Source organism: Pseudomonas iranensis (assembly GCF_014268585.2).
Taxonomy (GTDB): domain Bacteria; phylum Pseudomonadota; class Gammaproteobacteria; order Pseudomonadales; family Pseudomonadaceae; genus Aquipseudomonas; species Aquipseudomonas iranensis.
In genome coordinates this window covers 3,513,108-3,538,040 of sequence record NZ_CP077092.1, presented here as the reverse complement: position 1 = coordinate 3,538,040, position 24,933 = coordinate 3,513,108, and the positions used below count along the sequence as shown (strand labels likewise).

The following is a 24,933-nucleotide window of genomic DNA, read 5'->3' as shown; positions in this document are numbered from 1 at the left end:
GGGCCTTTCATAGACTTTGATGGTGTTTGAGAGATTGCCATCGCGGGCAAGCCCGCTCCCACAGGTTTCTCGGGTGTAAACAAAATCGGCGTTCACTAAGGTCCCGTGGGAGCGAGCCTGCTCGCGAACGGCTTCTACAACCAATGCCAGAACCGGCTCCAGAACCCGCGATTGAGGTCTTCCTTGCAGCCGGCATATTGCTGCGCATACAGATCCGAACGGTTCTGCACCTTGCGCGCGGTCGGCGGTAGCCAGGCTTTGCTCGCGTAGGTCTTGTTGCGGAAGCCGCCCCAGCCTTCGTGGTAGTTCAGGTACTGGTTATAGGCGTCGTATTTGTACACGCCGTTGATCGAGGTGGTCTTGTCCATGTACCAGCCGACGAAGTCGATGGCGTCGTCGAAGTCTTCGCGATCGGCCCAGTTGCGGCCGGTGCTTTTCTGGTAGTCGGCCCAGACTTCATCCTTGGCTTGCGCATAACCGGAAGCGGTCGAGACGCGGCCCCACGGAATCACCCAAAGCAGGTATTTGCGCGGCGTCTTGGCGTCGTAGCGGTAGCCGGATTCCTGATACATGATCGCGAAAGGCACCTGGATCGGCACGCCCCAGCGTTTCTGGGTGACTTGCGCAGCGTCGTACCAGTCGCTTTTCTCGCGGAAGATTGCGCAGATGTCTTCCGGCGAGCGGGGCGGCGAGGTGCCGCAACCGCTCAGCAGGGTGGCCAGGGTCAGAAGGGCGAGGATGTGCCTGTGATTCAAGAGCTGTTTTCCGTCGTGCGCAAAAAGGCCGACAGTCTACGCGCTCAGCTCAATTGATGACGATAGGGCAAATCCGGACCGGTTTTGCTGCAGGTCAGTGCGGCGGCTTGTACGGCGAACCTGAGCATGCCGTCGATTTGCTCTCGACTGAGCTGCTGCACGCCTTCGACCGAGTCCAGCGAGTGCTCGGTCAGCCAGGTGATCAGCGCGGCCTGGAAGGTGTCGCCAGCGCCTACCGTATCGGCAATCTTCACCGGATTCGCCGGTACCGACCACGAGCCATGGGCGCGACTGAACACTGTTGCGCCGTCGCCACCACGCGTCAGGAAGACGATCTGGCAGCGATGTTCGAGCCAGCCTTCAATCACGTTTTGCGGATCCTGCTCGGGATAGAGCAGGCTCAGGTCCTCGTCGCTGACTTTGATCAGATCAGCGAGTTGCACCAGCGTGGCGATGCGCTCGCGCCACAGATTGATGTTCGGCTCGGGGTTGAGGCGCACGTTGGGGTCGAGGCTGATCAGGCGTTTGCCGCTTTCGCGCTGGACCAGTTTCAGCAGTGTGTCGCCAATCGGCTGCACCACCAGCGAAAACGAGCCGATGTGCAGGCCGCGAACCTCGTCGCCAAGTGTCGGCAGATGCGCCTCGCTCAGTTGCCGATCGGCGCAGCCTTCGCCACGAAAGCTGTAATGCGGCGAACCATTGGCGCCCACCGCGACCATCGCCAGGGTGGTCGGCGCGGCGAAATCCACCAGATAATCCGGGCGCACACCTTCGTCCTGCAGGACTTGCTGCAAACGCCGGCCGAGGTAGTCGGTGGACAGCCCACCGAAGAGCGCCGAGTCCACGCCCAAGCGGCGCAGTCCTACGGCGACGTTGAACGGCGAGCCGCCGGCAATCGCCTTGAAATTGACTTTCGAGGCCAGACCACTGGCATCGTTTTCGCTGAAGAAATCAAACAGGGCTTCGCCACACACCAGGTACATAGTTGTTTGCTCGTTATAGGGTTGCGACATGCTGTTGATAGCGTTCGTAGGCCTGCTGGAACGCCGCGACATTGGCGGCGATCGGCAGGGTTTCGCTGCCCGTGTCGAGTTTCACGCAGCGCTCGCACAGCTCGGCCAGGGAGACATCATCGCCGTTAGAGCGCGACGCGCACCACGCCGCTTGAATCGCCGCACCCAGTGCGGCGGCTTCGCTCTGTTCGGTGCAGATCACCGGAGCGTTCATGATGTCGGCGACGATCTGCCGCCACACCGCGCTCTTCGAGCCGCCGCCGATCAGGCAAATGCGCAGGCTTTGTAAACCATTCTGGCGGAGCAAATCCAGCCCGTAGCGCAAACCGAAGGTGGTGCCTTCGACAGCGGCGCGGCACAGGTTGGCTTGGGTCAGGTTGTCCATGGTCAGGCCATGCAGGCTGCCGGTGGCGTGGGGCAGGGCGGGGACGCGTTCGCCGTTGAGAAACGGCAGCATGCTTACGCCTTCGGCGCCGATCGGTGATTGCGCGACCCGTTCGTTGAAGGTCGGCAGGTCGAGGTTGAACAGCTCGCGAATCGCGCCGGTAGCGTTGGTCAGGTTCATGGTGCAGATCAGCGGCAGCCAGCCGCCGCTGGAGGAGCAGAACGTCGCGACCGAGGCATCGGCGCTGACAGTCGGCGCCTCCGAATAGGCGTAGACCGTGCCGGACGAACCGAGGCTCATGGTGATCGCGCCGGGCTGGATATTGCCGGTGCCGATGGCGCCCATCATGTTGTCGCCACCGCCGCTTGAAACCACGGCGTTGGGGTTGATGCCCAGCTTCTCGGCAATCGCTGGGAGGATCGTGCCCACGGCGGCGTACGCGTCGATCAGCTCGGGCAGGGCGGTTTGCAGACGTCCAGTGGCGTCGATGTCGCGCAGGATCTGCACATCCCATTGCCGCGTGCGCACGTTGAAATAGCCGGTGCCGGAGGCGTCGCCGTATTCGCTGCAGGCGCGGCCGGTGAGCCAGTAATTGAGGTAGTCGTGGGGCAACAGAATTCGGGCGATGCGTGCGAACACGTCGGGATGCTGCTCTTTGGTCCAGAGCAGTTTCGACACCGTGTAGCCCGGCGCAATGACCACGCCGAGGCGTTCCAGTGAACCTTGCTCGCCGCCCAGTTGCGCGAGCAAACGGTCGTTTTCAGGCGTGGTTTCGGTGTCGCACCAGAGCTTGGCCGGGCGCAGCACTTCGCCTTGCTCATCGAGCAGGACCAGGCCGTGTTGCTGCCCGGAGACGCCGACGCCGAGGATCGCCTGGCCGTCGACACTGGCCGCTTGCAGCGCTTCGCGGGTCGCGCTGACGAAAGCGTCGAGCCACTGCTGGACGTCTTGTTCGCGGCGGCCGTTGGCGCCGCTGATCATCGTGTGCGGCGCCGCGCCCAGCCCGAGCACCTGACCGCTGTCGGCATCGAGGATGATCGCTTTGGTGCCTTGGGTGCCGCAGTCGATACCCAGGAAGAGCTTTGTTGTTGTCATATATGGGCCTGTCAGATTGCGCTGAAGATCAAGAGCTACCCCCTCACCCCAGCCCTCTCCCCCAAGGGGGCGAGGGGGAAAGGGAGCAGATTTTCATGCCTTTCACACTCTGTATTCGACTCGGAATTTCAGGTCGATGAATAACGGAAGAACCACGCGGTCGGTTCCCTCTCCCTCCGGGAGAGGGCTAGGGTGAGGGGCTTTTCAGCCGAGCACCCGTTCCAAAGTCCGCGAAACCCCAACCTCGCGCAAACTCTGGCAGCACCACTCGAACGCTGCAACAAACTCCGCCGACTTCGGTATCGCCGTGCCGAAAATCTCTTCCACGCCCAACAGGCGTTCGGTGATCAACCCATCGTCCGCCACCAGCCCCTGGCAAAACGCCGCTCGCGGGTCCGGAAGCGAATACGTATCGCCATTCTCATCCACGCCCTTCAAATACAACGCCCACGCCGCGACGACCAGTGCCGCGCGTTTGGTCTCGCGGCCATCGGCAATCAGCCGATTGATCGTCGGCACGGTGAACTTGGGAAACTTCGACGAGCCATCCGAACACACGCGCTCCAGTTGATCGGCAATCGCCTGATTGGAAAACCGCGCCACCAGCGTGTCCTTGTATTCGCTCAGATCAATGCCCGGCACCGGCGCCAACTGCGGCGTGACATCCAGATCCATATAAGCGCGCATGTACCGCACGAACAGCGGATCGTTCATGGTCTCGTGGACGAAGCGATAGCCCTTGAGAAAGCCCAGATACGTCAGCGCCAGGTGACTGCCGTTGAGCAGTTTGATTTTCATCTCTTCGTACGGCGACACATCGTCGGTGAACTGCACGCCGACCTTTTCCCACGCCGGGCGGCCGTTGACGAATTTGTCTTCCAGCACCCACTGCACAAACGGTTCGCAGACCACCGGCCAGGCATCGTCGACGCCGTGTTTGTCGGCCAGTTGCAGGCGATGCGCGGTGCTGGTCATCGGCGTGATGCGATCGACCATGGCGTTGGGGAAGCTGACGTTCTGGTCGATCCAGTCGCGCAATTGCGGATCACGCAGCGCGGCGAACGCCAGCAGCGCCTTGCGCGCGACCGCGCCGTTGTGCGGCAGGTTATCGCAGGACATCACAGTGAATGCCGGAACGCCCGCAGCACGGCGTTTGGCCAATGCGGCGCAAAGGAAGCCGAACACGGTGCCCGGCGCTTCGGGATGGGCGAGGTCGTGTTGAATCTGCGGCAGATGCGCCATGAATTCGCCGCTGCTGTCGTCGATGCAGTAACCGCCCTCGGTGATGGTCAGCGAAACGATGCGGATCTGCGGTTCGGCGAGTTTGTCGATCAGCGTTTGCGCGCCATCTTCGGCCAGCAGCATGTCGCGGATCGCGCCGATGACGCGCACTTCGGTGTCATCGCTGTCGCCCAGTTCAAACAAAGTGAACAGGTAATCCTGCTCGCGCAGATCATCGCGGGCACGGCGATCTTCCGGTCGCAGGCCGACGCCACAGATTGCCCAGTCCAGCGCTTCGCCAGTGTTCATCAAGGCATCGGTGTAATACGCCTGGTGCGCGCGGTGGAAACCGCCGACGCCGATGTGGGCGATGCCATGGCGCGTGTCGCTCAGGTTGTAGCCCGGCAGTTGCACTTGGGCGGCGAGGCGGTTGAGGTTCTGTTGGTTGAGTTTCATCGGATAGTCTCGAAATCAGGCGGCAGCGCGCAGTGGGCGAGTCAGCGCCACACCTTCAGCGTCGAACAGGTGGCAGTGAGTCGGGTCCAGGCGCAGGCTCAATTGCTCGCCATAACGGCTGGCCAGATCGCCGCGCACGCGCATGGTCAGGGCTTCACCGGCGCTGGTGGTGACGTGGCAGAAGGTATCGCTGCCAAGGCGTTCGCTGACATCGGCAGTCACCTGCAACGTGCAGTCGCCGGGTTGTGCCAGCTCCAAGTGTTCAGGGCGAATACCCAACGTGACTGCGCTGCCGACACTGAGGTTGGCGGCGTTGAACGGCAGGGTGATGCGCGTGCCGGCGTCCAGCGAAACTTCGCAGCTGGCGCCGTCGATGCGGGCAATCTTGCCTTTGAGGAAACCCATTTTCGGCGTGCCGAGAAAGCCTGCGACAAACAGATTGGCCGGGTTGTGATACAGGTCCAGCGGCGAGCCGACCTGTTCGATCCTGCCGCCATTGAGCACCACGACTTTATCGGCCATGGTCATCGCTTCGACCTGATCGTGGGTCACGTAGATCATCGTTGCTTGCAGGTCCTTGTGCAGGCGCAGCAGCTCCAGACGCATCTGCACGCGCAACGCCGCGTCGAGGTTCGACAGCGGCTCATCGAAGAGGAAAATCTTCGGGTTGCGCACGATGGCACGGCCGATCGCCACGCGCTGGCGCTGGCCGCCGGAGAGCTGTTTCGGCTTGCGCTCGAGCATCGGCCCGAGCTCGAGAATCCGCGCCGCTTCGCCAACTTTGCGCTCGACCTCGGCTTTCGGCACGCCGGCCAGATCGAGGGCGAACGACATGTTCTTTTTCACAGTCATGTGCGGGTACAGCGCGTAGGTCTGGAACACCATCGCCAGATCACGCTTGGCCGGGCTGACTTCAGTGATGTCGCGGCCATCGAGTTCGATGGTGCCGCCGCTGACCTCTTCAAGGCCGGCGATCAAGCGCAGCAGGGTGGATTTGCCGCAACCCGAGGGGCCGACGAAGACCACGAATTCCTTGTCGTTCACCTCAAGGTCAATACCCTTGATGATGGAAAAGCCTTCGAAGCCTTTTTGCAGATTCTTGATTTTCAGGTTGGCCATGAGATGGGCCTCCGCAATTTATTATTCGATTGAACCAGCCGCACATTCCGACTGTGGGAGCGAGCCTGCTCGCGATGGGGCCGTGTCAGTCACCATCATTGTTGGATGACGCTCCGCTTTCGCGAGCAAGCTCGCTCCCACAGTGAATCGCATTAGATTGAGAGGCTTCATTTCACGGCCCCAAACGACAGCCCGCGCACCAGTTGTTTCTGGCTGATCCAGCCAAAGATCAGAATCGGCGCACAGGCCAGGGTCGAGACCGCCGACAACTTGGCCCAGAACAGCCCTTCGGGACTTGAATACGAGGCGATCAAAGCGGTCAGCGGTGCAGCATTCGATGAGGTCAGGTTCAGCGACCAGAACGCCTCGTTCCAGCACAGGATCAGCGACAGCAGCACGGTCGAGGCGAGGCCGCCCTTGGCGATCGGCAGCAGCACGCGAACCATTTCCTGCCACAGCGTCGCACCGTCGAGGCGGGCGGCTTCGAGGATGTCTTTGGGGATGTCCTTGAAGTAGGTGTAAACCATCCAGACCACGATCGGCAGGTTGATCAGCGTGTAGATCACGATCAGCGCAATGCGCGTGTCGAGCAGGCCGAAACTCTTGGCCAGCAGGTAGATCGGCATCAGCACGCCCACCGGCGGCAGCATCTTGGTCGAGAGCATCCACAGCAGCGTGCCTTTGGTGCGCTGGGTTTCGTAGAACGCCATCGAGTAGGCCGCCGGCACCGCGATCAACAGGCACAGGGCCGTGGCGCTGAACGAGATCACCACCGAGTTCCAGGCGAAGCTGAAATAGTCGCTGCGCTCGTTGATGTGCAGGTAGTTCTCCAGCGTGGGCGTGAAGATGAACTGCGGCGGCGTGGCGAAAGCGTCGATTTCGCTCTTGAAACTGGTCATCACCATCCAGAAGATCGGGAAGAAAATCACGATCGCGATGGCCCAGGCCAGGGTGCCGAGCAGCAGGCTTTGCAGGCGGCGGGATTGTTGGAGGGTCATGGCAGGCCTCACGCTTTGTCAGTCAGGTTTTTGCCGATCATCCGCACCAGAATGATCGCGGCGATGTTGGCGATGACCACGGCAATCAAGCCGCCCGCCGAGGCCATGCCGACATCGAACTGCACCAGCGCCTGGTTGTAGATCAGGTAGGCGAGGTTGGTCGAGGCGTAGCCGGGGCCGCCGTTGGTGGTGGTGAAGATTTCGGCGAACACCGAGAGCAGGACGATCGTTTCGATCATCACCACCACGGCGATCGGCCGCGCCAGGTGCGGCAGGGTCAGGTGCCAGAAGATCGCGATCGGACCGGCACCATCGAGGCGCGCGGCTTCTTTCTGTTCCTGATCCAGCGACTGCATGGCGGTCATCAGAATCAGGATCGCGAAGGGCAGCCATTGCCACGAAACAATGATGATGATCGACAGCAGCGGGTAGTGCGCCAGCCAGTCCACCGGTTGCGCACCGAACAGCTTCCAGATGTAGGCGAGGATCCCCGAGACCGGGTGGAAAATAAGGTTCTTCCAGATCAACGCGCCGACGGTGGGCATGATGAAGAACGGCGAGATCAGCATCACCCGCACCAGGCCGCGCCCAAGGAATTCGCTGGCCTCCAGCAACGCGCTGATCAACACACCGAAGACCACACTGATCAGCAGCACGCTACCGACCAGCAACAACGTATTGGTCGCGCCGGGCATGAAGCCCGAATCGGTGAGGAAGTAAGTGAAGTTCTCCAGCCCGACGAATTCGTTTTCGCCGGGGTAGAGCAGGTTGTAGCGGATCATCGAAAAGTACAGGGTCATGCCCAGCGGCACGATCATCCACAGCAGCAACAGCGCCACCGAGGGGCTGACCAGAAACCAGCCGGGATTGCGCACGCGCAGCTTGCGCTGGGGTGGCGACAGTTCGATGTGGGCTTTGGCAGTTGAAGTATTCATGGCATTCACAACCGAGTCATACAGACCTATGGAGATCCCCATGTGGGAGCGAGCCTGCTCGCGAAAGCGCCGGATCAGTGTCATGTGTGTTGGCTGACACGACGCCTTCGCGAGCAGGCTCGCTCCCACAAGAGGCAGGAGCAAGTCGTTCAGCGCTTACTTGGGATAACCCGCGCGCTTCATCTCGCGTTCCGTAGTCTGCTGCGCCGCCGCCAGCGCCTGATCCACCGTGGTCTGGCCGATCAGCGCAGCCGAGAACAGCTTGCCGACCTGGGTGCCCACTGCCTGGAATTCGGGAATGGTCACCAATTGAATGCCGATGTACGGCACCGGTTTCAGCGTCGGCTTGCTCGGGTCAGCGGCCTTCAGCGATTCCAGCGTCACCTTGGCAAACGGCGCAGCGCTCATGTACGCGTCGCTGTAGGTCGAAGCGCGGGTGCCCGGCGGCACGTTGGCGATGCCATCGGTCTTGGCAACCAGTTCGCCGTACTCTTTGGACGTGGCCCAGGCGCTGAAGGTTTTTGCTGCGTCCTTGGCCTTGGAGCTGGTCGGAATCGCCAGCGCCCACGAATACAGCCACGCCGAGCCTTTATCCGTGACCTGATGCGGAGCGAAGGTGAAACCGACGTGATCGGCGACCTTGCTCTGGGTCTTGTCGGTGACGAACGAGCCGGCGACGCTGGCGTCGACCCAGATCGCGCATTTGCCGCTGTTGAACAGGGCGAGGTTTTCGTTGAAACCGTTGCTGGATGCGCCCGGCGGGCCGGATTTCTTCATGGTGTTGACGTAGAAATTCAGCGCGTTTTTCCACTCCGGGCCGCTGAATTCCGGTTTCCACTGCTCATCGAACCAGCGCGCGCCGTAAGCATTGGCGACCGTGGTGACCAGCGCCATGTTCTCACCCCAGCCGGCCTTGCCGCGCAGGCAGATGCCGTATTGCTCTTTGTCTTTCTGGGTGAGCTTTTCCGCGAACCCGGCGATCTCTTCCCAGGTCGGCCGCTCCGGCATGGTCAGCCCGGCTGCCTTGAACAGGTCGGTGCGGTAATAGGTGATCGAACTCTCCGCGTAAAACGGCAGCGCATACAGCGAACCCTTCACCGACAGGCCCTCACGCACCGACGGGAAGACGTCGTCGAGGGCGTAACTGGCCGGCAGGTCCTTCATCGGCTCCAGCCAACCCTTGCCGCCCCAGAGTGCGGCTTCGTACATGCCGATGGTCAACACGTCGAACTGGCCGCCCTGAGTGGCGATGTCCGTAGTCAGGCGCTGACGCAGGACGTTTTCTTCCAGTACCACCCAATTGAGCTTGATGTCCGGATGCTCGCTCTCGAAAGTTTTCGAGAGTTTCTGCATGCGGATCATGTCGCTGTTGTTGACGGTGGCGATGGTCAGGGTCTGGGCGCCAAGGCTGACGCTACTGAGGGTCATGCAGGTGAGAGCGAGCAGAGCTTTTGCAGTGGGTTGCATCGTGCACTCCTTTTCTGACACCCGACGGGGCAGAAGGACAGTTATTGTTTTTGTGTCTTCCGAATGCAGGAAGAATCTGCGCTGATTACAGCCTTCAACGGCGGGGCTGACAAATCATCCCTAGCACTTTTGTTGATACTTTTTTGCACTGGGGTTTGGTTGGGTGAACGCAGGGAAGGGGTTTTGCGCGAGGGACCGTTAGCGAATGCGTACAGATTTTCGCGAGTCGGGGCACGGTTTATTGTGGGAGCGAGCCTGCTCGCGAATACGATATGCCTGTCACAGGGTTCTTGACTGACAGCACGCTTTCGCGAGTAGGCTCGCTCCCACAGGTGGCGTGTCGTCAGAGATGATTCTGTTCAGTCAGCCGCTGCACCGCCAGCCGTCGATAGTGCGACGGCGTCATGCCCTTGAGTTGCTGGAAGCGTCGATTGAAGTTGGAAATATTGTTGAAGCCCGACTCGAAGCACACCTCGGTCACCGGTTTGTCGCCATCGGCCAGCAGCTCACAGGATTTGCTGATGCGCAGGCGGTTGACGAATTCAATGAAGTTGCGCCCGGTGGCCTGTTTGAATACCCGGCTGAAATAGGTCGGCGTCATGCCCAGGTGCTCGGCCACTTCTTCCAGTGAAATGTCCCGCGCGTAATGGCTGAAGATGTAATCGACCGCGCGGTTGGTGCGGTCGATGTTGTGTTCGTCGGCCAGTTGCGGGGTGGTGGCGCCGGACAACAACTGGAAGTCATCACTGGCCGCAAGCAATTCCATCAGGATGAAAAAATGCCCGAGGCGGGTGATGCCGGTGCTGTCGGCGATCCGCTGCATAAGCGTCATGGCCTGACGGATCGTGCGCTTGCAGCGAAATTCGATGCCGTACTGCGCGCGCTCAAGCAGTGGCGCCAGGGATTTCAGCTCAGCGAACACCTGATGGCCGCTCTCGAACAGTTCGTCGGTGAAGTTGACCAGCATGTCGCGCTTCTCCACCACTTCATCTTCAGCGACCTGGCTGATCCAGTTGTGCGGCAGGTTGGGACCGGTCAGAAACAGGGTTTCCGGATAGAAATTGCCGATGTAATCGCCGATGAACACTTTGCCGGAACTGGCAACGATCAGGTGCAGTTCGTATTCCTTGTGAAAATGCCAGCGCACCAGCGGGCAGGGGAAGCCGTGCTGGCGGTAGATGATGGACAAGCCGTTATGGTCGTCCATCAACTCGTAGGAAGGGTCGGTCACGCGAGCGGTTCGGGTCATGACGAGGCACTTTTTTTATTATCGCTGCGCGATCATGCCTCGTTTTTTGCCATTTGTGCCACTTCCGATCGGCCGTCCGTGGAGACCGCTCAGCTGAGCTTGTCGCGGGCCTTTTGCAAGTTGGCCATTTGGCAGAAGCGCACGATATTCGAATTCTTGATGAAGTCGAAATTGATGATGTTGCACTTGCGCGCCCAATCGGATTTTTCCGGGTCGAACCACTCGTCAAGACTGTCGAGGATTCGCTGTGGCCCGCCCAGTGTGTAGCTGGTTGCCGACAGCGACCACGGCCGGCGCGTACTGACAGGTGTGCTCAGTACGTTGTCTATATAGCCATAAAGATCCGAGGTGCTGACCTGTGATTTGCCGATCCACTTGTGATTGATCTGGCTATAAAAGCGGAAGTCCAGGGTTTCCCAGGTCATCGGCGCAGCCACCATAATGCGCTGCAATGGATCGATGGCTTTGAGTTGGCCAATTGTCAGATGCAGATTTTCGGTGGGAATGATCCGTTCCCCAAGGTGCTCCAGCAGAGCTGTTCTGAATTCCTCATGGTTGAATGGATCTGTAGCGTTGGAAAGTTCATGGAAGTCCAGAACGATAAACTCGTTCGGGCTACTTTCATAAAACCCCTTAACGTCCCTGATCAGGTCTTCAAGCGTTCGCGAAGAGTTGAATCCACTGTGCTGGAAACGGAATCTCGCCAGTTGTTTCGCCTTGCTGTTGTAAACAAGGCGTACATCAAGTGCGCGAGCACCGCGCTTCAACTGCGAATAAAACGAAACGTCCTGGCAGGCAAGCCAGTTTTTACCGGGAATCAGGGCGTAAGACGCTTCCCAGTCACAACCGGCGTTATGCGCGCCGGGCAGGGTCATTTCAAATAACGAAAGATTATCGATTTGTGGTGAATCAGCCATCCATTGATGGGTTGGTACATCGTCGAAGTTTTCCATGTTGCATATCCTGCGAAGTGATTGATTAGTTGCGCGCAGGATGTTTATAGGCATGTTCGTGTTATTGCGAAAGTTCACTTTTAATGCAAGTCATGTAATTGATGTGATCAACGCTCTGTTGGATTCAACTGATTTTTCGCTTCGATCCATTGAGCCATGTATTGAGTGCTTTTGAGTGTGTGATGTCGCAACATGGCGCCGGTGAAATTGTCGTTTCTAAGTTGTGCCAAGTGTTGTCGGCAATCATCTATCCGGTTGATCAGACGCGGGCCATGTACGCTGCGCTGATAACGCTGCTGCAAAAGTGCCGAAGCCTGAATCTGCGCCTGCTGCCAGCGCGCTGGATCTTCGTACAGTTGCACCGCCTGTTCGGCGAAGGTATTTGCGTCCAGGGCAACGGCTCCCGGCCAAGGAGCATCGCCGTGCATGGCTTCGGCGCCGATCGGTGTCGTTACGCTTGGCGTGCCACAGAGCATGGCATCCACCAGTTTGCCCTTGATTCCCGCGCCAAAGCGCAATGGCGCAAGGCAGACCCGCGCTGCGGACATCACTTCAAGCGCATCTTCGGCCCAGTCCATGATGTGAAAGCCTTGGGCCGGGTTGTGCAATGCGGTGGCTTTGGGCGGCGTATAGGCGCCATAGATATGCAGTTGCGCGCGAGGCAAGCGCGCGCGGATCAGCGGCCAGAGCGTGGTCTTCATCCAGAGCACGGCATCCCAGTTTGGCGCGTGACGGAAGTTGCCAATGCTGAGGAAATGCGCGCGCTCTTCGAAACCTGGCGCGGCGGTGTCCGGAAGATCAATCATCAACGGACACCAATGCAGGATTTGCCGAGGCAGGCCAAATTCCTCCACCAGCAGGTCGATCTCGACTTCGGAAATCATCAGGTTCAAATCACACCGGTACAGCGCAGCGATTTCCCGTTTGGCCAGATCGGTGCTCGCCATCAGCTGGAATTCTTCGTGCAATGCCGGTGCGAACAGTTCGGTGAAATCAGTCTGCTCGTCGTCGCTTTTCAGCCGGTCTTTCAGACGCTGATGACGCGCATGTCGCAGGCTTTGCAGGTCGGAGGTTTCCAGGATGCGCAGGGCGTCCGGACAGTGTTTCTCCACCCGCCAACCAAACTGTTCTTCCATCATGAACTGATCGAACAGCACGATATCTGGGGCCAACTCGCTAATGAACGTGTCGAAACTGCCGTTGTTGAGCTCGATCGATACTTCGCGAATGCCCAGCGCCGTCAGATCAGCCTTGTGTTCACCGGGGCCGGCCGGGCTGCTGAACGTGATGTCCCAGCCTTGCTCGAGGAACGCTTCCAGAATCTGCATGACATGCCCGCTGGCCGCCGAAGAGCGGGGCTCGGGCCAGACGTAGCCGATGACCAGGACTTTGGTGGGAACGGAGTGGGACATCACTGAATTCTCGGCGCGTAAAAAAGGGCGCAATTAAACCACAGTGATGTGTGCTCATCGCCAGTGCCGGTTGATCAAGATCGCTCGGGTTCCACCTGATGTTGGTAGATCTGCAGGACTATTCCAGTATGGATTTGACCTTGTCGCGTAACTGGTCAATCGAAAAAGGTTTGCCGATGACATGCATGTCGCCGGGTACTTCGATAGTCTCGGCATAACCACTGGCGAACAGGATGGGCAGAGCAGGGCGCAGCTGACGGGCCTTTTGAGAGAGTTCGCGACCATCCATGCCAGGCAGGCCGTGGTCGGTCATCATCAAATCGATGGCTTTGCCAGGATTCGCAAGGATCTCGAGTGCCGCGTTGCCGTCATCAGCCTCCAATACCGTGTATTCCAGCTCCTCCAGCACATCCACGATGAGCATGCGCACGATGTCGTCATCTTCTACGACAAGGATAGTGGAGGCATTGGCAGACATGGCAGGACTCTCAAAAATTGAAATCGGGGGATACCGGGCAAGCGAATTTTGCCGGACTCTTGCATGAGTAAGTGGCGCATAGCCACAAGTTCCCGAGCTGATACAAAAAAGAACAGGTCAGTGCGGTGCGGCAAGGATAACCGTTGGCGTCGTCCAATGCGCAGGCGCGTGTAGGAAAATGCCTTCATTTGTGTGAGAAAAATGGATCCATGGCGGGGTTTTGGGGCAAACTCTCGGGTTTTCAACAGTTCGACAAGGCTGCCCCATGTCCTCTCCGTCCTCGGTTGATGAACAACGGTTCCGCAAACTTCTGAGTCGCAACGTCAGCCTGCCGCTGGGCGTCGGCGTGCTCAGCGCCGTGTTCTTCGTCTCGCTGATCACTTATTTGCTGTCGGTCATCCAATGGGTCGAGCACACCGACCGGGTGATCAATAACGCCAATGAAGCGGTGAAGCTCACCGTTGATCTGGAAACCGGCATGCGCGGCTATCTGCTCAGCGGTGACGAGCACTTCCTCGACCCGTATGAGATCGCCAAGCCGCGCATTGATGTTGCCCTCAATACGTTGCTGGAGCTGACCGCCGATAATCCGGTGCAGACCGATCGCCTGCGCCGTTTGCAAGCCTTGCAGGTGGAGTGGGCCAATTACGCGCAGTCGATGATCGATCTGCAGCGCAGCAGCGGTGATTATCGCGGCGCGGTCAAGGCCGGGCGGGGCAAGCGCCTGACCGATGAGATCCGCAAGCAATTCGAGGACGTCATCGAGACCGAGCAAGTGCTGCGCGCCACGCGCAACGAGGATGTGCGTCGCACCACCATCTGGAGCATCACCCTTTATCTGATTTTCATCGTCGGTATCAGTGGGTTGCTGGCCTACATCGGCCGCCGTGATTTGCTCAACCTGTCGACCAACTACAGCGCCAACCTCGCCGCGCAGCTGGCCAGCGCTGAACGCCTCGAGAAACAGGCGTGGCTGCGCAACGGCCAGACACAATTGGCCGAGCAGGTGCTGGGGCAACTGACGCTGAACCTGCTGGGGCGCAACATTCTGCAATTCTGCGCGCAATACCTCGGCACTGCCGTCGCCGCGCTTTATGTGCGTGAAGAGCATGGCGGCCTCAAGCGCGTGGCGACTTATGGTTTCTCCCGCGAGCAGGAAGAGCTCAATCAAACGATCTACAGCGGCGAAGGCATCGTCGGCCAAGTCGCAGAACAAGCGCGCCTGATCCGTCTCGACGCGGTCCCGGGCGACTATTTCAAAGTCAGCTCCGGTCTCGGCGCAGGCCTGCCGCACAGTGTGCTGGTGGTGCCGACCAGCGATGACGATCGGGTCAACGGTGTGATCGAGCTGGGCTTCCTGCGTCCGCTGTCCGAGCGCGACATCGAATTGCTGGAATTGATTGCCGGCAACATCGGCACCTCGATCGAAGCGGCGCGTTACCGTCAGCGCTTGCAGGAAGTGCTCGCCGAAACCCAGCAGCTCAATGAAGAGCTGCAAGTGCAGCAGGAAGAGCTGAAGACTGCCAACGAAGAGCTGGAAGAACAGTCGCGGATTCTCAAGGAATCCCAGGCGCATCTGGAAACCCAGCAAGTGGAGCTGGAGCAGACCAACGAGCAGCTCGCCGAGCAGCGCGATGCGATGGACAAGAAAAACACCGAGCTGAATCATGCGCAGATCCAGCTTGAAGAGCGTGCCGAAGAGCTGCAACGCTCGAGCAAGTACAAGTCCGAATTCCTCGCCAACATGTCCCACGAACTGCGCACGCCGCTAAACAGTTCGCTGATTCTGGCCAAGCTGCTGGCGGAGAACCCGCAGCAGAATCTGTCGGCGGAACAGGTCAAGTTTGCCGAGTCGATCTATTCGGCCGGCAACGATCTGCTCAACCTGATCAACGACATTCTCGACATTTCCAAGGTCGAGGCCGGCAAGCTTGAAGTGATTGCCGAAAACACCCGCGTCGATCGTCTGGTCGACGGCTTGCGCTCGATGTTCGAACCCTTGGCGGCGGACAAGAAACTGGCCTTCAGCGTCGAGGTTCAGCCGGACGCACCGGGCTTGCTGTTCACCGACCGTCAGCGTCTGGAGCAGGTCATCAAGAACCTGCTGTCCAACGCGATCAAGTTCACTGAGCACGGCGCCGTCAGCCTGAGCATCACCGCGCAGCCGAACGATCACATCGCCTTCAGCGTCAAGGATTCCGGGATCGGTATCGCCGCGGATCAGCAGGAAAGTATCTTCGAGGCGTTCCGTCAGGCGGATGGCACCACTAATCGCAAGTACGGCGGCACCGGTCTGGGCCTGTCAATCTCGCGGGATCTGGCAACGTTGCTTGGCGGTTCGATCAGCGTCGACAGCGTGCCAGGGCAGGGCAGCACGTTTACGCTGGTGTTGCCGCGCCAGTATCACGAGTTCGGCGAAACGCCGGCCGCGCCGCTGACGTTCCACCCGGCACCTGTGACGCCTGCGCCAGTTGCTGTTGCGGCTCCGCTCGCATCGGCGATTCCGGCAGTCATCCCGCGCTTTGCCGACGATCGCGACAAGGCACCGTTCGCCACCCGCTGCATTCTGGTGGTGGAGGACGAACCGAACTTCGCCCGTATCCTCTATGACCTGGCCCATGAGTTGGGCTACATGTGTCTGGTCGCCCACGGCGCTGACGAAGGTTACGACCTGGCGCGCGAATTCGTTCCGGATGCGATCCTGCTCGACATGCGCCTGCCGGATCATTCCGGTCTGACCGTGCTGCAACGCCTGAAAGAACGCGCCGAAACCCGGCACATTCCAGTGCACGTGATTTCCGTGGAAGACCGCGTCGAAGCGGCCATGCACATGGGCGCGATCGGCTACGCAGTGAAGCCGACCACCCGCGAAGAGCTCAAGGATGTGTTCGCCCGTCTCGAGGCCAAGCTGACGCAGAAGGTCAAACGCGTGTTGCTGGTCGAAGATGACGATCTGCAACGCGAAAGCATCGCGCGGCTGATTGGCGACGAAGACATCGAAATCACTGCCGTCGGCCTGGCCCAGGACGCCCTGGAATTGCTGCGCACGACCATCTACGACTGCATGGTCATCGACCTCAAGCTGCCGGACATGCTCGGCAACGATCTGCTCAAGCGCATGTCCACCGAGGACATCTGCTCGTTCCCGCCGGTCATCGTTTATACCGGACGCAACCTGACCCGCGACGAAGAGGCCGAACTGCGCAAGTATTCGCGCTCGATCATCATCAAGGGCGCACGCTCCCCGGAGCGATTGCTCGACGAGGTCACACTCTTTCTGCACAAAGTCGAATCGCAGCTGTCCCATGAACGGCAGAAGATGCTCAAGACCGCGCGCAGCCGCGACAAGGTCTTTGAAGGTCGCAAAGTGCTGCTGGTGGACGACGATGTGCGCAACATCTTCGCCCTGACCAGCGCGCTGGAACACAAAGGCGCAGTCGTGGTGATCGGCCGTAATGGCCGCGAAGCGATTGAGAAACTTCATGAAGTCGAGGACATCGACCTGGTGCTGATGGACGTAATGATGCCGGAAATGGATGGCTTCGAAGCCACCATGGAAATCCGCAAGGATCCGCGCTGGCGCAAGCTGCCGATCATCGCGGTGACGGCCAAGGCCATGAAGGACGATCAGGAGCGCTGCCTGCAAGCGGGCGCCAACGATTACCTGGCCAAGCCCATCGACCTTGATCGTCTGTTCTCGCTGATACGTGTGTGGTTACCGAAAATGGAACGCATCTAGTGGAACGCAGCAGTTCAGCCGAGCGCAACAGCGAAATCGAATTACGCTTGTTGATCGAGGCGATTTACCTGAAATACAGCTATGACTTTCGCGACTACTCCGGCGCTTCGATCAAGCGCCGGGTGCAGCACGCGCTGAGTCAGTTCGAGTGCGCGACCATCTCGGCCCTGCAAGAAAAAGTCCTGCACGACCCGACCGCGTTCATGCAACTGCTGCAACTGCTGACGATCCCGGTCAGCGAGATGTTCCGCGATCCGTCGCACTTCCTGGCGATCCGCAACGAAGTGGTGCCGCTGCTGCGCACCTATCCGTCGCTGAAGATCTGGATTGCCGGATGCAGCACGGGCGAGGAGGTCTATTCAATGGCGATCCTGTTGCGCGAGGAAGGCCTGCTCGACCGCACGATCATCTACGCCACCGACATCAACCCGCGCTCGCTGGAGAAGGCCAAGCAAGGGATTTTCTCCATGGAAAACGTCCGTGCCTACACTGCCAACTATCAGCAGGCCGGCGGTCAGCGTTCGTTTGCCGATTACTACACGGCAGCCTACGGCTACGCGATTTTCGACAAGAGCCTGTGCGAGAACGTGACGTTCGCCGACCACAGCCTGGCCACCGACAGCGTGTTCTCCGAAACCCAGTTGATTTCCTGCCGCAACGTGCTGATCTATTTCAACAAGAAGTTGCAGGACCGGGCGTTCGGGCTGTTCCATGAATCGTTATCGCATCGCGGCTTTCTGGTGCTGGGCAGCAAGGAAACCCTGGATTTTTCCAACTATTCGAGCCAGTTCGAGGCGTTGGTCAAACAAGAACGGATCTACCGCAAATCATGAACGACACCCCGAGCCTGCCTCGCATCGAGGCCGTCGTGATCGGCGCCTCCGCAGGCGGTGTCGAGGCGTTGCTGACCCTGCTCGGGCCATTGCGCAAAGGCTATGTGCTGCCGATCATCATCGTTCTGCATCTGCCGGAAGAGCGGCGCAGTCATCTGGCCGAAGTGTTCTCCCGCCGTGTGGCGATGCCGGTCAAGGAAGCTGAAGACAAGCAGGACATTGAAGCCGGCACGGTGTATTTCGCCACGCCCGGTTATCACTTGTCGGTCGAAGCGGATCGCAGCCTGTCGCTGAGCCTGGAGGATCGCGTGCATCATTCGCGGCCGTCTATTGATTACCTGTTTGAATCGGCCGCTGACGTTTACGGCGAGACACTCGCCGCCGTGCTGCTGACCGGCGCCAATCACGATGGCGCGCGCGGGTTGGCCTGCGTCAAGCACTGCGGCGGCCTGACCATTGTTCAAGACCCCGATGATGCACAAGTCGCCACCATGCCCCAGGCTGCACTGAACGTTCTGCAGCCGGATCATGTCCTACCCATTCACGGCATCGGCCGTCTGCTAGTCGAGCTGGAACGAATCGCATGCTGAGTAATATCCAAGCCAAACTGTTGATCGTTGACGATCTGCCAGAAAACCTGCTGGCGCTGGAAGCGCTGATCAAGCGCGAGGATCGCACGGTCTACAAGGCTCTGTCGGCGGACGAAGCACTGTCGCTGTTGCTGCAACACGAATTCGCCATGGCCATTCTCGACGTGCAGATGCCCGGCATGAATGGCTTCGAACTGGCCGAGTTGATGCGCGGCACCGAGAAGACCAAGAACATTCCGATCATTTTCGTCAGCGCCGCCGGCCGTGAACTCAACTACGCGTTCAAGGGCTACGAAAGCGGTGCGGTGGACTTCCTGCACAAGCCGCTGGACATTCATGCGGTGAAGAGCAAGGTCAACGTTTTCGTCGATCTGTATCGCCAGAGCAAGGCCATGAAACAGCAGGTCGAGGCGCTGGAGCAGGCCCGCCGCGAGCAGGAAGCGCTGCTGCAACAACTGCAAAGCACTCAGCTTGAGCTGGAACAAGCGGTGCGCATGCGCGATGACTTCATGTCCATCGTTGCGCACGAGGTGCGCACGCCGCTCAATGGTCTGATTCTTGAAACCCAACTGCGCAAGATGCACCTGGCGCGAGACAACGCCGCGGCATTCACCCTCGACAAGATGCAGGCGATGGTCGACCGCGATGAGCGGCAGATCAAAAGTCTGATCCGTCTGATCGAAGACATGCTCGATGTCTCGCGGATACGCACCGGCAAACTGTCGATCCGCCCGAGTCGTTTCGATCTGGTGCAGTTGGTCAGCAATCTGCTGCAGAACTTTGCTCCGCAAATGGAGGCGGCGGAAACCAGCGTTTCCTTTGAGGCGTCCGAGCCGGTCGAAGGTTGCTGGGACGAGTTCCGCATCGAGCAAGTGGTGTCCAATCTGCTGACCAATGCCTTGCGTTATGGCGGTCGCAGCCCGATTCAGGTGCGCGTCTATCGCGAAGGCGAGGAGGCGCGGGTCGAGGTCCAGGACCACGGCATCGGCATCAGCGCCGAGAACCAGAAGCGTATTTTTCAGCAGTTCGAACGGGTGTCCGCCAAGACGGTGGTGGCCGGGCTCGGGCTGGGTCTGTTCATTTCCGAGCAGATCGTCGCCGCCCATGGCGGCTCCATCGTCGTCGAGAGTGAAATCAACGAAGGCGCCCTGTTTCGCGTTTGTCTGCCGATCCAGGAAAACGGCATATCCGACGCAACCTCTGAGTGACCACACGGTCGTATCAGCAGCTATTGACCGAACAAAGGCTTCCCATGAGCGTAGATGCGCAAGATGTAGTACTCGTCGTCGAAGACGAACCGGTTATCTTGATGGTCCTGACGGATTACCTGTCAGGGCAGGGCTATCGCGTGTTGCAAGCGGAAAATGGCGAGCAGGCTTTCGAGATCCTCGCCAGCAAACCTCACCTGGACATGCTGATTACCGATTTCCGCCTGCCGGGCGGGATCTCCGGCGTGCAGATCGCCGAGCCAGCGGTGAAATTGCGACCGGACCTCAAAGTGATTTTCATCAGCGGCTACCCGCAGGAAATCCGTGAGACCGGCAGCCCGATCACCAGCAAGGCACCGATCCTGGAAAAACCGTTCGATCTGGATGTGTTGCAGGAAAAGATTCAGGAGTTGCTGGCCTGATATGTTGGAGCTGCCGAAGGCTGCGATCTTTTGATTTTGCTTTTTATAGATCAAGGTCAAAAGATCGCAGCCTTCGGCAGCTCCTACAGGCTCAGCTATTGATCATCTCGCGCACCTTGGCGGTGAGCAGATCAAAGGTGAAGGGCTTGGTGATCATCTGCATTCCCGAGTCGAGGAAGCCACCGCGCACCGCCGCGTGCTCGGCATAACCGGTGATGAACAACACTTTCAGACCTGGCCGATATTGCCGACCAACCTCCGCCAGTTGACGACCGTTCATCCCCGGTAGGCCAACATCACTGATCAGCAGGTCGATGCGTTGCGTCGAGTTGAGAATCGGCATGGCGCCGTCGGCATCACCGGCCTCCACGAAGGCATAACCCAACTCACTGAGCACGGCGCTGACCAACACGCGTACAGCCGGATCGTCTTCGACGATGAGTACGGTCTCGCCATCCATCGCATACGGAGCCTGCTGCGAATCCGAGACGGGAATTTCCACTTCCTCACCACGGAAACGCGGCAGGTAGAGTTTTACCGTGGTGCCTTGATCGACTTCACTGTCGATCGACACATGCCCGCGTGATTGCTTGCTGAAGCCATAGATCATCGACAGCCCGAGGCCGGTGCCCTGGCCGATCGGCTTGGTGGTGAAAAACGGATCGAACGCGCGGCTGACCACACTCTGCGGCATGCCGCTGCCGTTGTCAGTGACGCTGAGCATCACGTAATCGCCCGGCTCCAGATTGCTGTAAGCCGCAGTGAAATCGCGATGCAGCACCTGATTGCTGGTTTCCACCACGAGTTTGCCGCCCTCGGGCATCGCGTCGCGGGCGTTGATTACCAGGTTGAGCAGGGCGCTCTCGAGTTGATTGGGATCGGCCTCGGCAACCCAGAGGTCGTCGTCCAGGCGCATCTCCAGATGAATGCTTTCATTGAGGCTGCGTTGCAGCAGCTCGCCCATCGACAGCACCAGCGTGTTCATCTGCACGGCTTTCGGGTCGAGGGATTGCCGACGCGAGAACGCCAGCAAGCGGTGAGTCAGGCCGGCGGCGCGGTTGGCGGAGGTCACGCCTAGATCGATCAGACTGTCGAGGTCTTCGGTGCGGCCCCGGGCCAGACGCCGGCGCAGCAGTTCCAGGCTACCGATGATGCCGGTGAGCATATTGTTGAAGTCGTGAGCAATGCCGCCAGTAAGTTGGCCGACCGCTTCCATTTTCTGCGATTGGCGCAGCGCTTCTTCGTTGTGGCGAAGTTGTGCGGTGCGCTCTTCAACCTGTTGCTCGAGGGTTTCCAGAGTCGATTGCAGGCGTCGTTCGCTTTCACTCAGGTCGATCAGCCGATCGCGTGCTTCATATTGTCGTCGCCGCCCGCGCAGGGCGGCGGAGACCAGACTGACCAGCGTCGCGGGATGGAAGGGGCGCTCGAGAAAAGTCACGTTGCCGAGCAGGGTGCTGAGACGCGACGGCGGACCTTGTTCATCGCCGCCATGATGAGTCAGCAGCACGATGGGCATGTCCGACCACGCGGGTTGCTGGTCAAGGTAGGCGATAAGCCCTTCCAGTTCCGGTCCGCGCAGCGCTTCAGCAGCAATCAGCAGCAACCCGGCGCCGACCTCCAGTTCGGTGCACAGAGCGCCGAGATTCGGCGCCACCATGCCGCCGTAACCGGCTTCGTTGAGAATCATCAACGCGATCTGGCTGTCACGACCCATGGGCGCCAGCACCAGCACCCGCTCGGCCAACGGCGTGTTGACCGTCACAAGCTTTCATCCTCAAGCAATGGATTGCTCGCTCCCATGTAGGTCGGCACGCCACGCAGCACGCCCTGGAAGGATTCCAGCGGTTGGCCGATGGTCATGCCACGCGAGGAAATCCGGTATTCACGGATGGTCGACTCGTGGTTGCCGGTACGTTTTTTGATAATCGAGATCGCCCGGCGGACTTTGCCGAGGGCTTCGAAGTAGCGCAACAGAATCACCGTGTCGGCCAGGTAAGTGATATCGACCGGCGCCTGCATATCGCCGACCAGACCGTGCTGGGCGACCGTCATGAAGGTCGCCGCGCCTTTGCGGTTAAGGTACAGCAGCAGCTCGTGCATGTGCAGCACCAGCGCATTTTCTTCCGGCATCGCCGCTTGATAGCCGTTAATGCTGTCGATCACCACGGTTTTGATACCCAGCTCATCGACGCAACGCCGCACGCGGTGGGACAACTCACCGGGAGACAATTCGGCCGCGTCTACTTGTTCGATCAGCAGATTACCGGTGGCCTGCAAGGCTTTGAGGTCGATGCCCAGATGACGCATGCGTTCGAACAGCAGGCCCAGCTCTTCATCGAAAATGAACAGCGCGGCTTTTTCGCCTCGGGCCACCGCTGCGGCGGCGAAGATCATCGAAATCATCGATTTGCCGGTACCGGCCGGGCCGAGAATCAGCGTGCTGGAGCCGGTCTCGATGCCGCCGCCGAGCAGGGCGTCCATTTGCGGGATGCCGCTGGACAGCTGCAGACGTGGGTAGTCGCCGCGATGTTCCGCCGCTACCAAGCGTGGGAAAACATGGACGCCGTCGCCCATGATGGTGAAATCGTGGAAACCGCCACGGTATTTCTGCCCGCGATATTTGACCACTCGTACGCGACGACGCTCGGCGCCGTAGCTTGGCGTCAGCTCTTCAAGGCGAATCACGCCGTGGGCGACACTGTGCACGGTCTTCTCGAGGGATTCGGTGGTCAGGTCATCGAGCAGCAGAACGGTGGCGTCGTAGCGCACAAAGTAGTGCTTGATCGCCAGAATCTGCCGACGATAGCGTAAGGAGCTCTGCGCCAGCAGGCGGATTTCCGAGAGGCTGTCGAGCACTACGCGGGTCGGCTTGAAGCGTTCGACCACTTCGAAAATCTGCCTGGTCGCCTCGCCCAGTTCAAGGTCCGAGGAATACAGCAGGCTTTGCTGATGCTCGGCATTGAGCAGGCTTTCCGGCGGTGTAAGCTCGAAGATCTTGATGTTTTCGTTCAGCTCCCAGCCGTGGGAGAGCGCACCTTGACGCAGTTCTTTCTCGGTTTCCGAAAGAGTGATGTACAAGCAACGTTCCCCGGCCAGCGCACCGGCGCGGAGGAAATGCAAAGCCACGGTAGTTTTGCCGGTTCCGGGTTCCCCCTCGAGCAAAAACACATGGCCGCGAGACAGGCCACCGGCAAGGATGTCATCCAGACCTACAATGCCGACGGCGGCCTTTGCACTGATCAACTCGTTTGATGTAGTCAAAAAACGCCCTCTTATGACTAGGGTAATCCGGCGGCTGGCTTAAGTGAGCCGCCTGAATAACTTGACCTCAGGGCATGTTCACGGTTCCGCTTTTTCTTTCGACAGGTGGTTGATCGCACCCGCTGTACCTTGATCAAAGACCTTGTTGCAGGGCCGGGTCGTCCGGATTCAGCTGCTCCAGTTGCGCCAGCAGAATCTGCACATTCTGCAGCTGGCCGCTTTCTTTCCAGTAGTTGATCAGCAACACCCGCGCCTTGCGGTCGGCGGGGTGGCGCTGGACGATTTCCTGCAGTTGTTTCTGCGCCGCTTCCAGTTCTTCCGCGCTGTGCAGGGTGGTGGCGAGGTCGTAGCGATAATCCTTGTTGTCCGGTTCCAGTTCGACCGCTTTGGACAGGCCGAGCAGGGCATATTCGCGCTGGCCATGGTGCAGCAGCCACAGACCGAGGGCATGTTGCAGATAGGCCGAATCGGGCTGCGCCTTGAGTTGGCGGGCGAGCAACTGGCGAGCGGCATCGCTCTGGCCCTGGCGGTCGAGCACATCGATCTGCATGACCAGCGCCGGCAGGTTGCCCGGTTCCAGACGCAGGGTGTTGTCCAAAGCCTGTTGGGCCTGCTTGTATTCGGCGTTGTGAATATAGAGACGGGCCAGTTGCGCATAGTTGGCGGCGCTTTCCGGCTGGCTTTCCAGGGTCTGTTGCCAGCCGTCGATGGCCTGCTGTAGCGGTGCGAAATACAGGCCGAGCTCGTCCGGGGCCAGGCCGAGCAGGGCATTGATCGCGGCGAAACGGACAGTTTGCTCTTCATCATCGAGCAACGGTCCTAGCAGCAGACTGCGTTGCCCGCCGGGCACCAGACCGACGATGCTTTTGATCGCTGCGACGCGCACTTGCGGCGCTTCGTGATGCAAGTCGATGTCCGCCAGCTTCAACGCCTGCGGACTGGGGTAATTGGGCAGCTCGCCATGCAGCCAGACCCGGCGCTTGACCGAGATGTCCGGGCGGCCCAATTGCTGGTACAACTGGCGCGCCGCACCGGGTTCACCGGTGCGCGCGGCGTTCAGCGCTTCGCTGTAGCCATGTTTGATAGCATCGGGGATGGTCGGAGTGCTGCTGCGCCAGGACAGCCAGACGACGCCGAGGATCAGTACTAGGCCTAGGCCGATCAGCAGGTTGCGGCGGGACTGAGTCATGCGGGTTTCCGAAAGCTTCGAACTTGAGCAGAGCGGCAAGCTTCGTTCAGCTTGGCGCGTGAGTCAAACCGTTGCCAGCGAATCGTCCTACAACACGTGTCGACTGTGAAATCCGTCAGGCTTTTGCTGCAATGTCTACGCTTGCAGAAGTCGTT

20 protein-coding genes are annotated in these 24,933 nt (G+C 59.6%); 5 read left to right on the top strand and 15 right to left on the bottom strand.

Annotated features, from left to right (window positions below):
- Window positions 1–134: 134 nt before the first annotated feature.
- The 12 genes from HU724_RS15715 to HU724_RS15660 all read right to left on the bottom strand — a co-directional run bounded on the left by HU724_RS15715 (window position 135) and on the right by HU724_RS15660 (window position 13,536).
- Window positions 135–755 (bottom strand): transglycosylase SLT domain-containing protein, encoded by a 621-nt coding sequence (locus HU724_RS15715; protein ID WP_016774877.1) that lies wholly within the window; start codon window positions 753–755, stop codon window positions 135–137.
- Between the two features lie 44 nt (window positions 756–799).
- Window positions 800–1,738: a carbohydrate kinase family protein gene (locus HU724_RS15710; RefSeq protein WP_186569092.1), complete on the bottom strand. Its 939-nt coding sequence runs from the start codon at window positions 1,736–1,738 to the stop codon at window positions 800–802.
- A 13-nt stretch (window positions 1,739–1,751) separates the two neighbouring features.
- Complete coding sequence (xylB, locus tag HU724_RS15705) at window positions 1,752–3,248, bottom strand: xylulokinase (protein WP_186569091.1); 1,497 nt, start codon at window positions 3,246–3,248, stop codon at window positions 1,752–1,754.
- Window positions 3,249–3,452: 204 nt separating this feature from the next.
- The gene (locus HU724_RS15700) at window positions 3,453–4,925 is read right to left on the bottom strand and encodes a mannitol dehydrogenase family protein (RefSeq protein WP_186569090.1); all 1,473 of its coding nucleotides are present in this window, start codon (window positions 4,923–4,925) and stop codon (window positions 3,453–3,455) included.
- Window positions 4,926–4,940: 15 nt separating this feature from the next.
- Window positions 4,941–6,044, bottom strand: coding sequence for an ABC transporter ATP-binding protein (locus HU724_RS15695; RefSeq protein WP_073476158.1), 1,104 nt, complete (start codon window positions 6,042–6,044; stop codon window positions 4,941–4,943).
- A gap of 167 nt (window positions 6,045–6,211) precedes the next feature.
- The gene (locus HU724_RS15690; protein WP_016774872.1) at window positions 6,212–7,042 is read right to left on the bottom strand and encodes a carbohydrate ABC transporter permease; all 831 of its coding nucleotides are present in this window, start codon (window positions 7,040–7,042) and stop codon (window positions 6,212–6,214) included.
- A gap of 8 nt (window positions 7,043–7,050) precedes the next feature.
- Window positions 7,051–7,977: a carbohydrate ABC transporter permease gene (locus tag HU724_RS15685; RefSeq protein WP_186569089.1), complete on the bottom strand. Its 927-nt coding sequence runs from the start codon at window positions 7,975–7,977 to the stop codon at window positions 7,051–7,053.
- Between the two features lie 156 nt (window positions 7,978–8,133).
- Window positions 8,134–9,444 carry an ABC transporter substrate-binding protein gene (locus HU724_RS15680; RefSeq protein ID WP_039761571.1) on the bottom strand — a complete coding sequence of 437 codons (1,311 nt, stop codon included), beginning with the start codon at window positions 9,442–9,444 and terminating at the stop codon, window positions 8,134–8,136.
- A gap of 343 nt (window positions 9,445–9,787) precedes the next feature.
- Window positions 9,788–10,693: an AraC family transcriptional regulator gene (locus HU724_RS15675; RefSeq protein ID WP_056789758.1), complete on the bottom strand. Its 906-nt coding sequence runs from the start codon at window positions 10,691–10,693 to the stop codon at window positions 9,788–9,790.
- A gap of 89 nt (window positions 10,694–10,782) precedes the next feature.
- Window positions 10,783–11,646 (bottom strand): PI-PLC domain-containing protein, encoded by an 864-nt coding sequence (locus tag HU724_RS15670; protein ID WP_186569088.1) that lies wholly within the window; start codon window positions 11,644–11,646, stop codon window positions 10,783–10,785.
- 107 nt (window positions 11,647–11,753) lie between these two features.
- Window positions 11,754–13,058, bottom strand: a complete 1,305-nt coding sequence (locus HU724_RS15665; RefSeq protein WP_186569087.1) for a glycosyltransferase — start codon at window positions 13,056–13,058, stop codon at window positions 11,754–11,756.
- A gap of 118 nt (window positions 13,059–13,176) precedes the next feature.
- Complete coding sequence (locus HU724_RS15660; protein ID WP_186569086.1) at window positions 13,177–13,536, bottom strand: response regulator; 360 nt, start codon at window positions 13,534–13,536, stop codon at window positions 13,177–13,179.
- Window positions 13,537–13,801: 265 nt separating this feature from the next.
- On the opposite strand from HU724_RS15660, the gene HU724_RS15655 reads away from it, so the two are divergent.
- Genes HU724_RS15655 through HU724_RS15635 form a run of 5 tightly spaced genes read left to right on the top strand, consistent with a single transcriptional unit; the run spans window position 13,802 to window position 20,328 of the window.
- Window positions 13,802–17,275, top strand: coding sequence for a response regulator (locus HU724_RS15655; RefSeq protein WP_186569085.1), 3,474 nt, complete (start codon window positions 13,802–13,804; stop codon window positions 17,273–17,275).
- On the top strand, window positions 17,275–18,108 hold the full coding sequence (locus tag HU724_RS15650) for a CheR family methyltransferase (RefSeq protein WP_186569084.1): 834 nt from the start codon (window positions 17,275–17,277) through the stop codon (window positions 18,106–18,108). Before HU724_RS15655 ends, HU724_RS15650 begins: the two co-directional genes overlap by 1 nt.
- Window positions 18,105–18,698 (top strand): chemotaxis protein CheB, encoded by a 594-nt coding sequence (locus HU724_RS15645; protein ID WP_122506843.1) that lies wholly within the window; start codon window positions 18,105–18,107, stop codon window positions 18,696–18,698. Before HU724_RS15650 ends, HU724_RS15645 begins: the two co-directional genes overlap by 4 nt.
- Window positions 18,692–19,906, top strand: a complete 1,215-nt coding sequence (locus tag HU724_RS15640; RefSeq protein WP_071172558.1) for a hybrid sensor histidine kinase/response regulator — start codon at window positions 18,692–18,694, stop codon at window positions 19,904–19,906. Before HU724_RS15645 ends, HU724_RS15640 begins: the two co-directional genes overlap by 7 nt.
- Window positions 19,907–19,950: 44 nt before the next feature.
- Window positions 19,951–20,328 carry a response regulator gene (locus tag HU724_RS15635; protein ID WP_016774860.1) on the top strand — a complete coding sequence of 126 codons (378 nt, stop codon included), beginning with the start codon at window positions 19,951–19,953 and terminating at the stop codon, window positions 20,326–20,328.
- Between the two features lie 91 nt (window positions 20,329–20,419).
- Here HU724_RS15635 and HU724_RS15630 read toward each other — a convergent pair whose 3' ends face one another.
- The 3 genes from HU724_RS15630 to HU724_RS15620 form a co-directional block, all read right to left on the bottom strand.
- Window positions 20,420–22,090 carry an ATP-binding protein gene (locus HU724_RS15630; protein WP_186569083.1) on the bottom strand — a complete coding sequence of 557 codons (1,671 nt, stop codon included), beginning with the start codon at window positions 22,088–22,090 and terminating at the stop codon, window positions 20,420–20,422.
- On the bottom strand, window positions 22,087–23,589 hold the full coding sequence (locus HU724_RS15625; RefSeq protein WP_186569082.1) for an ATPase domain-containing protein: 1,503 nt from the start codon (window positions 23,587–23,589) through the stop codon (window positions 22,087–22,089). Before HU724_RS15625 ends, HU724_RS15630 begins: the two co-directional genes overlap by 4 nt.
- A 133-nt stretch (window positions 23,590–23,722) precedes the next feature.
- Window positions 23,723–24,778, bottom strand: a complete 1,056-nt coding sequence (locus HU724_RS15620) for a tetratricopeptide repeat protein (RefSeq protein ID WP_122611339.1) — start codon at window positions 24,776–24,778, stop codon at window positions 23,723–23,725.
- Window positions 24,779–24,933 lie beyond the last annotated feature (155 nt).